The sequence below is a fragment of the Streptomyces sp. NBC_00005 genome (assembly GCF_045160215.1).
In the GTDB taxonomy this organism is placed as follows: Bacteria; Actinomycetota; Actinomycetes; order Streptomycetales; family Streptomycetaceae; genus Streptomyces.
Genome location: NZ_CP108316.1, coordinates 10,654,378 through 10,666,871 on the forward strand (window position 1 = coordinate 10,654,378; position 12,494 = coordinate 10,666,871).

The following is a 12,494-nucleotide window of genomic DNA, read 5'->3' on the forward strand; positions in this document are numbered from 1 at the left end:
CTCGGGGACCGTACGGCCCAGTGCGGCAGGGGACCGGCGGGAGAAGGCTGGGACCACCTGAAGGGAGGGCTGCCATGAACGGTCCGGTTGTGGTGGGAGTTGACGGCTCGCCGTCGAGTCTGGCGGCTGTGGAAACTGCCGCGCGGGAGGCAGAACGGCGAGGGGTGGGCCTGGAGTTGGTGCATGCCCTGGCGTGGTCCTCGGGTCCGGTGCCGCCCGGTGTGGCGCCTTGGGATCCGGACGGCGCAGGGTTGCGGGACCGGGTGAACGAGGTGTTGACCGATGCCGAATTCCGGGCCCGCAAGGTGGCGCCGCAGCTGGCCGTCACACGGGAAGTCCTCATGGGCGAACCGGTGTCGGTGCTGGACTCCGAGGCGCGTGCCGCGTCGCTCGCGGTGGTGGGGAGCCATCACGTGAGCGGGTTGCGCGGTCTGCTGCACGGCTCGATCGCCGGCCATCTGACCGCCCACGGGTCCTGCCCGGTGCTGGTCGTGCGTGGCAGGCAGAACCAAACCGGTCCTGTCGTACTGGCGGACGTGTCGACGGCGGCCCGGGAAGCGGCCGGATTCGCCTTCGCCGAGGCCTCCGAGCGCGGCGTGGATCTGGTGGTCCTGCACCACCGCCATGACCGGCGTTCGTCCGCCGGCTCCCTGTTCGGCCTGTGTGAGAAGTACCCGGAGGTCACCGTGCGCCCTCGGGCGGCCCGGGGCCGCCGTCACCGCGCCCTCGCCGAGGCCAGCGTCGGTGCCCAGCTCGTCGTGGCGGGAGTGCGGCGGTGGCGCGGCACGGCGGCCGCGCTGTCGGCCCCGGACGGCCGTGCGATCGTGCGGCACGCACACTGCTCTGTCGCTCTGGTCCCCTCCGGGAAGCGGTGACCGCTGAGGTCGTGGCGGCGGTGGCCGCGAAACAGACCCGGCGGTACACACCGCCGGGCCGCCGAACGTCGTGAATCACCGCGCGGGACGGTCTCCCGGTTCGGACTGTTCCAGGTGCGTGGCGAGAACGGCGGCCTGCACGCGGCGCTGGACGCCGAGCTTGGCCAGCAGCCGCGAGATGTGGTTCTTGACGGTCTTCTCCGACAGGTAGAGCCGTTTGCCGATCTCGCGGTTGGTGAGTCCGCCGCCGATCAGCGCGAGGATCTCCCGCTCGCGCGGGGACAGGCCCGCCAGTTCGGGGGCGAGAGCCGGCTCCTCGGTGGGCTCGGCGCGCAGGGACCGCATCAAGCGGGCCGTCGTCGCGGGGTCCAGCATGGACTGGCCCGAGGCGACCGTGCGTACCGCCGAGACCAGGTCCGAACCCTTGATCTGCTTGAGTACGTAGCCCGAGGCCCCGGCCATGATCGCGTCGAGCAGTGCCTCCTCGTCGTCGAACGACGTCAGCATCAGCACGGCAAGTTCCGGCATACGGCTGCGCAGCTCGCGGCAGACGGAGATGCCGTCCCCGTCCGGCAGGCGTACGTCCAGGACGGCCACGTGGGGTCGCACCGCCGGAGCCCGGACGAGCGCGTGCTCGACGTTCTCGGCGTCGCCGACGACGGAGATGTCCGGCTCTGTCTCCAGCAGGTCGGCGATGCCCCGTCGGACGACTTCATGGTCGTCGAGGAGGAAGACGCGGATCGGGTCCTGCGCCGTGAACGTGTGTACCTCGGTCATGTCGACCCCTTGTTCCCCGGAGGTGTGGCGCACGGACTGCGGACCGTGCGCCACGACGAGCATCACTCGCCGGGGCCGGACGCACTAGGGCCGACCGGACCCACTCCTGTCCGCGGCGCGCCCTGACCGGTACCTGCCCGCTCAGGGCCGGTTGCCCCTCCCATGGGCGACGTCGTGGTGAGACTTTTCTCAGTTTGTCCGTCCTCATTGCGCCCGTAAGGGGGTGTGACCGATGCGGAAGGCCAGACGCGCGAAGGTCCTGGGCTGGCGCTGGCGGAGCAATCCGCTGCGGAGGCACAGCGACGTGGTGCAGGCGTGGATCGTGCTGGCCGCCTGGACGGCCGCGACGGTAGGGGCGGTTGTTCGTCGGGGTCGTCGGGGCGCAGGCCGTCGAGCAGGCGGTTGCGCGTCTCAGGCTGTGGTCGCGTCCGGTCCGTCAAGTGCGAACTCCACGTCCACGACCCCCTCGACCGCCCGGACCAGGCGCGCGGCGACGGGCACGAGGGAGGTGTCGCGGACCCGGCCGCCGAGCGTCACGACGCCGTCCCGGACCTCGACCCGTACCGCGGACGAAGGTGCGGGGAAAAGGTACGACACAACTTCCCGCCGGACCTCCTCGGCGATCTCCTCGTCATCCCGCAGGAACACCTTGAGCAGGTCCGCCCGGCTGACGATGCCCTCCAGGCACCCCGTCTCGTCGACGACGGGCAGACGCTTGACCCGGGCCCGCGCCATGGTTCGCGCGGCCTGCGCGAGTGTGGCGTCCGCGCGGACGGTGAGGGCGGGGGAGGTCATCAGCTCACCGGCGGTGACCGAGCCGGCCTTGGCGAGGTCGGACAGCCGCCGCAACTGCGTGTACCGGTCGGGATCGCTGTCGCGGAACTCCTCCTTGGGCAGCAGATCCGCCTCGGAGACGATGCCCACGACCTGGTTCCCGGTGTCCACGACGGGCACCGCGCTGACCTTCCGGTCCTGCATGGTCCGCACGATGTCCTTGAATGCGGCCCCGCGGCGGACGACGGCGACGGTGCGGGTCATCACGTCACTCACGATGTGCGGGGACGCGTTCACTGCAGGCTCCCGCTGCCGTAAGGGGCGTACAGGTCCAGCAGTCGGATGCGGGCCGCCTGCAGGCGGTGGGCCACGACCTCGCCCACCCATCGGGCGACGCTCCGGCCGAACTCGGGATCCTCCCGGCACAGGTCCCGCACGGCGGTGGCGTCGAACTCGTACGTCCGCAGCGGCGTAGCCGCCTCTGCGCCGAGGTGCCAGGTGTGCGGGGTGAACAGCCAGGACCAGCCGATGAGTTCGTTGTGTCCGAGGGACTCGATGACGGCGGCCCGGCGGCCGGGCACGCGCATGTCGAGGTCGACGGTGCCGGTGCGGATGATCCAGAACCGGTCGGCGTGACCGCCTTCCTCGAAGAGCCGGGTGCTCTGGGGGAACGACACTTCCCGGGCGATGCGCATCAGCTGCTGCCGGTGCTCGGCAGGCAGCGCCCGCGGCATGCTCGTGGTTGCGGGAGCGTTCATGGCGTGCCTCCAGTAAGGCGTACGGACCTACCAGTTCCAGCGTGTGCGTGAGGCCCGGAACAGGCCATGGGCCACCCGACCCCAAGAACGGGCCACCCGGCGGCCTGCTCCACCCCGGTGGCACCCTGTGCCACCCGCCGGCCTGCGGTTCGATGGTGGTGAGAGCCACTGGGCAGAGCAGAAACCCAGAGCAGAAACCCAGAGCAGAAAGGGGTGGAAAACCATGGGTACGAGCCTGACTCCCGAGTTCTGGCGGCAGTTGGCCGTTCTCTTGGTGATCACCATGGCCGTCACCTTCGTGCTCAGTGCAGCGCTCGACGCGCTGTACTTGCGGTCACGGCAGCGCCGGGCCGCGCGGCGGACGTCGGGCACCGGGACGGCCGGGACGGCCGGGGCGCCGCGCCGGCCGGAGCGGCCTGTCGTGCGCACCCCCGTGGGGCGCTGAGACGGCCGGCCCTTACGGCACCACGGCCGGGTACGCGGCCATGGCGGTCGGCAGGGTGGGAAAGATCAGCTCCCTGCCCACTGCCTCGGCGAGCCCGTACGCCTCCAGGTCGTCCAGGAGGTCCTGCTTCACCCGGGCGAGGGCGAACACGATCCCGCGGCGGTCGAGTTCGCGGCGCAGGTCGTCGACCGCGTCCAGGGCGGTGATATCCACCTCTACGTTCGCCTCGGTGTTGAGGACGAACCAGTGGACCGTGCCCATCTGTTCGTAGACGGCGGCGGACGGACCCCGCCCACCACCTCGTTGGGCCGGTCGGCACCCCGTCGGGGACCTGCGGCCCCTGCAGCATCGACCCCTGTGGCGCCGACTCTGGAGACACATCCCCGATGAGGAGGCAGAACCATGGTGCGCACCGTTGTCGCAGGGCTGGACGGCTCGTCCGAAAGCCGCGCCGCGGCGGAGTGGGCGGCTCGCGAGGCGAAGCTGTGCGGTCTGCCGTTGAAGATCGTCCACGTGTGGGAGCCCGTGCCGGACCCCATGGCCCAGGCTCCGCTGCTTGGCGCCGAGACCCAGCAGCACTGGAGCGAACGCATTCCCCGCGAAACCCTCGAGGGCATCCGCCTGCGTCATCCCGGCGTCGAGGTGACCATGGACCGGTCGAGCGGCCGGCCTGCCGACGTCCTGGTCAAGGCGGCCGAGGACGCCGAACTGCTCGCCCTCGGCTCCCGCGGCTTCAGCGGCATCGGTGGGTTCATGGTCGGCTCCGTAGGCCTGGCCGTCGTGGCCCACGCCGAGCGCCCAGTGGTCCTGGTCCGCGCCGGTGAGCAGGCCGCGGACGAGCACCAGGTGGACCCGGTGGGCATCCCGTCGGCGGCCGCCCCGTACCGGCCCGTCGTGCTCGGCCTGGATCCCGACGGCCCGGACGACTCGGTGATCGAGTTCGCGTTCGACGCGGCCATCCGGCGCTCCGCGGTCCTGCGGGTCGTCCACGGCTGGAACCTGCCGCCCTACTACACCTACGGCCTGTCCGTCGACCCGGAGTTCCATGACGAGATCGTCCGTCAGCAGTCCGCGGCCCTGGCCGCGGTCGTGCGTCCTTGGCGCCAGAAGTACCCGGACGTCGAGGTCGTGGAGGAGTCCCGCGCCGGAAGCGGGGCCAACCACCTGGTCGACGCCTCGCGAGAGGCCAGTCTGGTCGTCGTCGGCCGGCGCATCCGCCGCAGCCCGCTCGGCGCCCACATCGGCCCCGTCACACACGCCGTACTGCACCACGCCACCGCCCCCGTTGCGGTCGTCGCCCACAACTGACGCCCGTCCCTGAAGGAGTTGAACCAATGAAGGCAGCGGTCGTACGAGCCTTCGGTGAGCCCCTGGTCATCGAGGAGCGCCCCGATCCCGAGCCCGGCCCCGGCCAGGTCAGGATCCGCCTCGAGGCCTCCGGCCTGTGTCACACCGACATCCACGCCGCCCACGGCGACTGGCCCGTCAAGCCGAACCCCCCGTTCGTGCCCGGCCACGAAGGGGTCGGCCTCGTCGAGAAGGTCGGCGACGGCGTCACCCACCTGAGCGTCGGGCAGCGGGTCGCCGTGCCGTGGCTCGGCCGGGCCTGTGGGCGGTGCGAGCACTGCCTGTCCGGCTGGGAGACGCTGTGCGAGCAGCAGATCAACACCGGATACGGCTGCGACGGCGGGTACGCCGAGAAGATGCTGGCCTGGGCCGACTTCGCCCAGCCGGTGCCCGAGGGTGTCAGCGCCGTCGACGCCGCCCCGCTGACCTGCGCCGGCGTCACCACGTACAAGGCACTGAAGGTCGCAGGCGTCAAGCCCGCCCAGCTCGTCGCGATCTCCGGCATCGGCGGACTGGGCCATCTGGCGGTGCAGTACGCCAAGATCGCCGGAGCGACCGTCGCGGCGATCGACGTCACCGACGAGAAGCTCGAACTCGCCGCGGAACTCGGCGCCGACATCGTCATCGATGCCCGCAAGCAGGACGTCGGCCAGGTGCTCAAGCAGCACGGTGGCGCCCACGCGGCAATCGCCCTGGCGGTGAACGAGGCCGCGTTCAGCGCGGTCAACTCCGGGTTGCGGCGCGGCGGCAAGCTCGTCATGGTGGCATTGCCGGCCCACGGCACGATCCAGGTCCCGATTTTCGACACCGTCCTGAACGGCACCTCGGTGATCGGCTCCATCGTGGGCACCCGGCAGGACCTCGCCGAGGTGTTCCAACTGCACGCGGCCGGCCGCACCAGGGTCATTCACGAGACCCGTCCGCTCACCGCCGTCAACGAGTCCATCGACGAGGTGCTGCGCGGCCAGGTCAAGGCCCGCATCGTGTTCGACTTCGCAGCGGAAGGGTGACGACGATGGAACAGCCCATGGTCGTGGGCACGGACGGCTCCGAGCCGAGCCTGCGTGCCGTCGACTGGGCGGCCGACGAGGCCGCGCTGCGCGGGGTGCCGCTGCGGGTGGTGTACGCCTCGCTGTGGGAGCGCTACGAGGGCACCGCGCTCGCCGAGGATCTCGGGAGGCCGTCCGAGGAGGTGCTGGCCGACGACATCGTCGACAGCGCGGCCGGGAGGGCGCGCCGGCGCCATCCGGACCTGAAAATCACCGCCGAGGTGCTGCCGGAGGAGCCCGAGTACGCCCTGGTGCGGGAGGGGCGTTACGCCTCCGCGCTGGTGATGGGCTCCCGCGGCCGCAGCGGTCTCACCGAGCTGCTGCTGGGCTCCGTCAGCCTGTCCGTGGCCGCCTACGCCGAGTGCCCGGTGATCGTGCTGCGCGGCAGCCACGACAACCGGGCGACGCCCGGGAGGCGCGGTCGCGTCGTCGTGGGCGTCGGCGAGGACGGGAAGGAGTCCCCGGCCGTGCGTTTCGCGGTCGAGGAGGCGCGACGCCGCGGAGTGCCTCTGGAGGCGGTACGGGCCTGGCGGTGCCCCGCGCACGAGAGCACCGATCACCCGTTGATGGCCGGCGAGCCCGCTCGGCTGCACAAGGAGCGGGCTGTGGAGGCGTTGGAGGGCGCGTTGCAGGACGTCCCGGGCGACGTCGAGGTGCAGCGCCGTATCGTCGAGGGCCATGCCCGCCGGGTGCTGGTGGACGCCTCGTCCCAGGCCGACCTCCTGGTCGTCGGCGCCAAGCGCCGCGGCGGGCACTTCGGGCTCCAACTCGGCCGCGTCGCTCACGCGGTGCTGCACCACTCCGCCTGCCCGGTGGCCGTCGTACCGGAGCGGGAGTCGGCGCCGTGACGTGCTTACAGGCCCGCCGCGTGATCGGAGACGTAGGTCTGCAGATCGCGCGGCGGGCGCTCGTAGCCCGTCGACGGCGGCTTGACGGTGCCGCCCTCGCCCGCCGCGTCCCGCCCCTCGAACACGACGCCCACCCGGGCGCCCTCCGCGCGCACCCACTCCTGCAGTTTCGCCAACTCGGTCTGCAGGCGCAGCAGTTCCATCTCGTACGTCTTGCGCGGCAGTGTCGCCGCGTTTTTGCCGGCCAGGCCCTCTCCACCGCCCGTTGACCCACGTCGATGACTTCCGGAGTCCCTCATGCCCAAGGTCGAACACCTGGACGCCACCGCACTCTCCGACGACGAGCTGCGCACCCTGGACGCCCACTGGAGGGCCGCCAACTACCTGGCCGCCGGACAGATCTACCTGATGGCCAACCCGCTGCTGCGCGAGACCCTCCGGCCTGAGCACATCAAGCCGCGACTGCTCGGCCACTGGGGCACCTCGCCCGGCCTGAACCTCGTGTACACCCACCTCAACCGCGTGATCAAGGCGCGCGGGCTGGACGCGCTGTGCGTGTGGGGACCCGGCCACGGCGGCCCCTCCGTACTCGCCAACTCCTGGCTGGAGGGCACCTACAGCGAGACGTACCCGAACGTCGGCCGGGACGCGGCGGGCATGGAACGGCTGTTCCACCAGTTCTCCTTCCCCGGTGGTGTGCCCAGCCATGTGGCACCGGAGACGCCCGGATCGATCCACGAGGGCGGCGAACTGGGGTACTCGCTGTCGCACGCCTACGGTGCGGCCCTCGACAATCCGAACCTGCTGGTCGCCTGCGTGATCGGCGACGGCGAGGCGGAGACCGGGCCGCTGGCCGCCTCCTGGCACTCCAACAAGTTCCTCGACCCGGTGCACGACGGAGCCGTCCTGCCGATCCTGCACCTGAACGGCTACAAGATCGCCAACCCGACCGTGCTGTCCCGGATCCCCGAGGCCGAACTCGACGAGCTGCTGCGCGGATACGGCCACTCCCCGATTCACGTCACCGGCGACGACCCGGTCACCGTCCACCGGGCGATGGCACTCGCGATGGACGACGCACTGGACCGCATCGCCGCGCTGCAGCAGTCCGCCCGCGAGGACGGCGTCGCCGAGCGCTCGCACTGGCCCGTGATCGTCCTGCGCACCCCGAAGGGCTGGACCGGCCCCGCCGAGGTCGACGGTGTCCCGGTCGAGGGCACCTGGCGCGCCCACCAGGTCCCCCTGGCAGGCGTACGCGAAAACCCCGAGCACCTACGGCAGTTGGAGGCATGGCTGCGCTCGTACCGTCCCGAGGAACTGTTCGACGCCGACGGCCGGCCCGTCACCGACGTCCTCGCCTGCGTCCCCGACGGGGCCCTACGCCTGGGCGCGACCCCGCACGCCAACGGCGGCCTGCTCGTGCGCGACCTGCCGGTCCCCTCCCTCGACCGGTTCGCCGTGCCGGTGGACAAGCCGGGTACCACCCTCCACGAGCCCACCCGGATCCTCGGCGACCTCCTGGAACAGGTCATGCACGACACCTCGGCCGGCCGCGACTTCCGGGTCGTGGGGCCCGACGAGACCGCCTCCAACCGCCTCCAGGCGGTCTTCGACGCCAGCGGCAAGGCCTGGCAGGCCGAGCACCTTCCGGTGGACGAGCACCTGGACCGACACGGCCGGGTGATGGAGATCCTCTCCGAACACACCTGCCAGGGCTGGCTGGAGGGCTATCTGCTGACCGGACGGCACGGATTGTTCTCCTGCTACGAGGCCTTCGTGCACATCGTCGACTCGATGGTCAACCAGCACATCAAGTGGCTGAAGACATCGAGGCAGTTGCCGTGGCGTGCCCCCATCGCCTCCCTCAACTACCTGCTCACCTCGCACGTGTGGCGCCAGGACCACAACGGCTTCTCCCACCAGGACCCCGGCTTCGTCGACCACGTCCTCAACAAGAGCCCCGAGGTCGTACGGGTCTACCTGCCGCCGGACGCCAACACGCTGCTGTCGGTCGCGGACCACGCGCTGCGCAGCCGCGACTACGTCAACGTGATCGTGGCCGGCAAGCAGCCCTGCTTCGACTGGCTCTCCATGGACCAGGCCCGCGCCCACTGCGCCCGTGGTGCCGGCATCTGGGAGTGGGCCGGCACGGAGAACGGCGGGGATCCGGACGTCGTCCTGGCCTGCGCCGGCGACGTGCCCACCCTGGAGGTGCTGGCCGCCGCCCAGCTGCTGCGCCGGCACCTGCCCGAACTCGCGGTCCGCGTGGTGAACGTCGTCGACATGGCCCGGCTGATGCCGCGCGAGGAACACCCGCACGGCATGAGCGACTTCGAGTACGACGGGCTGTTCACCCAGGACAAGCCGGTGATCTTCGCCTACCACGGCTACCCGTGGCTGATCCACCGCCTCGCCTACCGGCGCACGGGCCACAAGAACCTGCACGTGCGCGGCTACAAAGAATCCGGCACCACGACCACACCGTTCGACATGGTCGTCCGCAACGACCTGGACCGCTACCGGCTGGTCATGGACGTCATCGACCGCGTCCCGGGGCTCGCCGTGCGCGCCGCCGCCGTACGCCAGACGATGGCCGACGCCCGCACCCGCCACCAGGCCTGGATCCGCGAGTACGGCACCGACCTGCCCGAGGTCGCGGACTGGACCTGGAACGCCTGAGCGCTCCGCCGGGGATGCCGCGACGGGCAGTGCCGCGACAGGTCGTCTGTCGGCCGCGGGCTTCGGCGGGGCTGATAGCGACCACGTGGCGGAGCCGCACATCGATGCAGCCCCGCGCCCCTTTCACGGGCGCTGCCGTCCCGGACTTGAGGGCCGACCGGCCCACCGGCAACGCCCGGTCAGCCCCTGTGGCCGCCGTCCGTTCCGTTGGACGCTCGAAGTGTCGAGAGACCTGGAGGAGATCCGTGATGACGGACGACGCGCTCACCCGGCCCATGACCCACGCCCTGCTCGCGGACGGCACGACCGTGTGCATCCGCCCGGTGACAAAGGCCGACCACGAGCAGGTGCAGGGGCTCTACGAGGAGATGTCCGCGGAGAACCTGCGCCTGCGGTTCTTCTCGTCGAGCCGGCGGTCCGCCGCCCTGGCTGCCGACCGGGCCTGCGCCGCGCCGCACCCCGGCTACCGGGCCCTGCTGGCCGAGGCGACGAACGGGATCATCGGCCTCGCCGAGTACGACACCGGCGGGGCCGGAACCACGGCCGAGATCTCGATCGCGGTCGCCGACGGACTGCACCACCGCGGAGTCGGCACGCTTCTCATCGAGCACCTCGTCTCCGCCGCCCGCGCCGAAGGCGTCACTGCCTTCACGGCCGACGCGCTCAGCGAGAACCGCGAGGTGCTGCGGCTCTTCGCGGACCTCGGCCTGCGCACTGCCCGCCGATTCGAGGGACCCGAGGTGCGCTGCACCATCGCCCTCGACACGAGCGACACCTACTTCACGGCCGTGGAGGAACGCGGCCGGGCAGCCGACGTGGCGAGCCTTGTGCCGCTGCTGCGACCCAAGGTGGTCGCCGTCGTCGGCGCCGGGCGCAAACCGGGCTCCGTGGGCCGGGCGATCCTGCACCACCTGCACACGGGTGGCTTCGCCGGGCGCCTGTTCGCGGTCAACCCCGCGGCCACGGCGATTCTCGGTGTGCCGTCCCACCCGTCGGTGGACGCCCTGCCCAGGACGCCGGACCTCGCGGTCCTGGCCGTGCCCGCCGGCGCGGTCCCGGACACTGCCGAGGAGTGCGGCAAGGCAGGCGTACGCGCTCTCCTCGTCGTCACCGCCGGAGTGGACGCCGATCGGGCCCGGGCGCTGATGGCAGCCTGCCGCAGCTACGGGATGCGGCTCGTCGGCCCCAACTGCCTGGGCGTCATCAACACCGACCCGGCACTGCGCCTCGACGCCACCTTCGCCGCCGGCCATCCGCGCCCTGGCACTGCGGGCGTCGCCGTCCAGTCCGGCGGAGTCGGAATCGCCCTGCTCGACGGGCTGTCCCGGCTCGGCATCGGCGTCTCCTCGTTCGCGTCCCTCGGCGACAAGTTCGACGTCAGCGGCAACGACATGCTCCAGTGGTGGGAGAGCGACGGCCACACCGACCTCGCCCTGCTGCACCTGGAGTCCTTCGGTAATCCGCGTGCGTTCTCCCGCACCGCCCGGCGCGTCACCCGCCGCATGCCGGTGCTCACCGTCGACGCCGGCCGCACCGATGCCGGCCGACGCGCGGCCGCCTCGCACACCGCGGCCGCCGCCACGCGCACCATGACCCGAGGCGCGCTGTTCACGCAGGCCGGCATCACCGCCACCCGGTCGGTCGGCGAACTCCTGGAAACGGCCTCTCTGTTGCACGCCCAGCCGCTGCCCGCCGGCTCCCGCGTCGCGATCGTCACCAACGCGGGCGGAGCGGGCGTACTCGCCGCCGACGCCTGCGCCGAGGCCGGGCTGAGCCTGCCGCCGCCCACCCCGGAACTGATCGACGACCTGCTCGCCGTACTGCCCGACGGCGCCGCCGTCGGCAACCCCGTCGACGCGACCGCCGCCGTCACCGAGGAACAACTCACCGGCTGCGTGGACCGGATCATGCGGCACAACGGCGTCGACGCCGTGCTGGTCGCCCTCGTCCCCACGGCGGTCGCCGAGGCGACCGGCGACGATCTCGTCCGTGCCCTCACCCGCGCCCCGGCCCGGCGGACCAAACCGATCGCGGCCATACGGCTCGAACAGGCCCTGCCCATCGAGCTGTTGCCCGCCGACGGCGGCACCGTCCCGTCCTACGCCGAACCCCAGGCGGCGGCGCGGGCCCTGGCCCACGCTGCCCGTCGCGCGGCCTGGCTGGCACGGCCCGCCGGGACCGTCCCCGACCTCGAAGGCGTCGAAACGGCGCGCGCTCACGCCGTCGTGGAGACCTACCTCGACGCCCACCCGGACGGCGGCTGGCTCGACCCGCGCGCGTGTGCCGAACTCCTGGACTGCTACGGCATTCCCCAGTCGCCGTGGGCCTGGGCCGAGACCGAGGACGACGCCGTCCTCGCGGCCGACGGGCTGCGCGGCGCCGACGGCCGGGTGGTCATGAAGGGCCACTGGCCGGGCCTGCTGCACAAGACCGCGGAGCACGCCGTCCACCTCGACCTGCGCGGCGACTCCCAGGTGCGGGCCGCCTTCCGGGACCTGGAGACGCGCTTCGCCGGCCTGTTGACGGGCGTGCTGCTGCAGCCGCTCGCCGACCGCGGCACCGAACTGTTCGCGGGCGTCGTCCAGGACGAGGTGTTCGGGCCGCTGGTCCTGTTCGGACTCGGCGGGACCGCGACCGAGGTGCTCGCCGACCACGCGGCCCGCCTCGCCCCGCTCACCGACCACGACGTGCACGACCTGATCACGGCCCCGCGCTGCGCCCCGCTGCTGTTCGGCGCGAACGGCGCGCGGCCGGTCGACCTCGAAGGCCTGGAACAACTGCTGCTGCGGCTGTCCCGGATGGCGAGCGACCTGCCGCAGCTGGCCGAGGCCGACTTCAACCCGGTTCTCGCGACACCGAGCGGAGTCCGTGTGCTCGATGCGCGTGTGCGCCTGCTGCCCCGCATGCCCCAGGACCCCTACCTGCGCCGACTCCGCTGAGAA

10 protein-coding genes and 2 pseudogenes are annotated in these 12,494 nt (G+C 71.9%); 7 read left to right on the plus strand and 5 right to left on the minus strand.

Annotated features, from left to right (window positions below):
- The first annotated feature begins 74 nt into the window (after positions 1 to 74).
- Positions 75 to 875 (plus strand): universal stress protein, encoded by an 801-nt coding sequence (locus OG303_RS48725; RefSeq protein ID WP_405876479.1) that lies wholly within the window; start codon positions 75 to 77, stop codon positions 873 to 875.
- Between the two features lie 75 nt (positions 876 to 950).
- Here the strand turns inward: OG303_RS48725 and OG303_RS48730 are convergent, their stop codons facing one another.
- The 3 genes from OG303_RS48730 to OG303_RS48740 all read right to left on the minus strand — a co-directional run bounded on the left by OG303_RS48730 (position 951) and on the right by OG303_RS48740 (position 3,184).
- Positions 951 to 1,652: a response regulator gene (locus OG303_RS48730; RefSeq protein WP_405876480.1), complete on the minus strand. Its 702-nt coding sequence runs from the start codon at positions 1,650 to 1,652 to the stop codon at positions 951 to 953.
- Positions 1,653 to 2,063: 411 nt separating this feature from the next.
- Positions 2,064 to 2,723, minus strand: coding sequence for a CBS domain-containing protein (locus OG303_RS48735; protein WP_405876481.1), 660 nt, complete (start codon positions 2,721 to 2,723; stop codon positions 2,064 to 2,066).
- A complete protein-coding gene (locus tag OG303_RS48740) occupies positions 2,720 to 3,184 on the minus strand; it encodes a cyclic nucleotide-binding domain-containing protein (RefSeq protein WP_405876482.1) in 465 nt (154 codons plus the stop codon). Before OG303_RS48740 ends, OG303_RS48735 begins: the two co-directional genes overlap by 4 nt.
- A 223-nt stretch (positions 3,185 to 3,407) precedes the next feature.
- On the opposite strand from OG303_RS48740, the gene OG303_RS48745 reads away from it, so the two are divergent.
- Entirely contained in the window at positions 3,408 to 3,629 is a 222-nt protein-coding gene (locus tag OG303_RS48745; RefSeq protein ID WP_405876483.1) for a hypothetical protein, read from the plus strand.
- A 12-nt stretch (positions 3,630 to 3,641) separates the two neighbouring features.
- Here OG303_RS48745 and OG303_RS48750 read toward each other — a convergent pair.
- Positions 3,642 to 3,908: pseudogene (locus OG303_RS48750) on the minus strand (STAS domain-containing protein); the annotation flags it as partial.
- A 123-nt stretch (positions 3,909 to 4,031) separates the two neighbouring features.
- Between OG303_RS48750 and OG303_RS48755 the strand changes: the two are divergent.
- Genes OG303_RS48755 through OG303_RS48765 form a run of 3 tightly spaced genes read left to right on the plus strand, consistent with a single transcriptional unit; the run spans position 4,032 to position 6,873 of the window.
- Entirely contained in the window at positions 4,032 to 4,937 is a 906-nt protein-coding gene (locus OG303_RS48755; RefSeq protein WP_405876484.1) for a universal stress protein, read from the plus strand.
- Positions 4,938 to 4,963: 26 nt separating this feature from the next.
- Entirely contained in the window at positions 4,964 to 5,986 is a 1,023-nt protein-coding gene (gene adhP / locus OG303_RS48760; protein WP_405876485.1) for an alcohol dehydrogenase AdhP, read from the plus strand.
- A 5-nt stretch (positions 5,987 to 5,991) separates the two neighbouring features.
- Complete coding sequence (locus tag OG303_RS48765) at positions 5,992 to 6,873, plus strand: universal stress protein (protein WP_405876486.1); 882 nt, start codon at positions 5,992 to 5,994, stop codon at positions 6,871 to 6,873.
- A gap of 80 nt (positions 6,874 to 6,953) precedes the next feature.
- Here OG303_RS48765 and OG303_RS48770 read toward each other — a convergent pair.
- Positions 6,954 to 7,121, minus strand: a pseudogene (locus OG303_RS48770) (polyphosphate kinase 2); the annotation flags it as partial.
- Between the two features lie 49 nt (positions 7,122 to 7,170).
- Between OG303_RS48770 and OG303_RS48775 the strand changes: the two are divergent.
- Positions 7,171 to 9,552 (plus strand): phosphoketolase, encoded by a 2,382-nt coding sequence (locus tag OG303_RS48775; protein WP_405876487.1) that lies wholly within the window; start codon positions 7,171 to 7,173, stop codon positions 9,550 to 9,552.
- Positions 9,553 to 9,800: 248 nt separating this feature from the next.
- Positions 9,801 to 12,491 (plus strand): GNAT family N-acetyltransferase, encoded by a 2,691-nt coding sequence (locus OG303_RS48780; protein ID WP_405876488.1) that lies wholly within the window; start codon positions 9,801 to 9,803, stop codon positions 12,489 to 12,491.
- The last annotated feature ends 3 nt before the right edge of the window (positions 12,492 to 12,494 follow it).

Excerpts from the sequence above, each read along its gene's own strand:
- OG303_RS48755 (WP_405876484.1), top strand. The coding sequence starts at position 4,032 with ATGGTGCGCACCGTTGTCGCAGGGCTGGACGGCTCGTCCGAAAGCCGC.
- OG303_RS48775 (WP_405876487.1), top strand. The coding sequence starts at position 7,171 with ATGCCCAAGGTCGAACACCTGGACGCCACCGCACTCTCCGACGACGAG.
- OG303_RS48745 (WP_405876483.1), top strand. The coding sequence starts at position 3,408 with ATGGGTACGAGCCTGACTCCCGAGTTCTGGCGGCAGTTGGCCGTTCTC.
- OG303_RS48740 (WP_405876482.1), bottom strand. The coding sequence starts at position 3,184 with ATGAACGCTCCCGCAACCACGAGCATGCCGCGGGCGCTGCCTGCCGAG.
- OG303_RS48765 (WP_405876486.1), top strand. The coding sequence starts at position 5,992 with ATGGAACAGCCCATGGTCGTGGGCACGGACGGCTCCGAGCCGAGCCTG.
- OG303_RS48780 (WP_405876488.1), top strand. The coding sequence starts at position 9,801 with ATGACGGACGACGCGCTCACCCGGCCCATGACCCACGCCCTGCTCGCG.
- OG303_RS48725 (WP_405876479.1), top strand. The coding sequence starts at position 75 with ATGAACGGTCCGGTTGTGGTGGGAGTTGACGGCTCGCCGTCGAGTCTG.
- OG303_RS48730 (WP_405876480.1), bottom strand. The coding sequence starts at position 1,652 with ATGACCGAGGTACACACGTTCACGGCGCAGGACCCGATCCGCGTCTTC.
- adhP (WP_405876485.1), top strand. The coding sequence starts at position 4,964 with ATGAAGGCAGCGGTCGTACGAGCCTTCGGTGAGCCCCTGGTCATCGAG.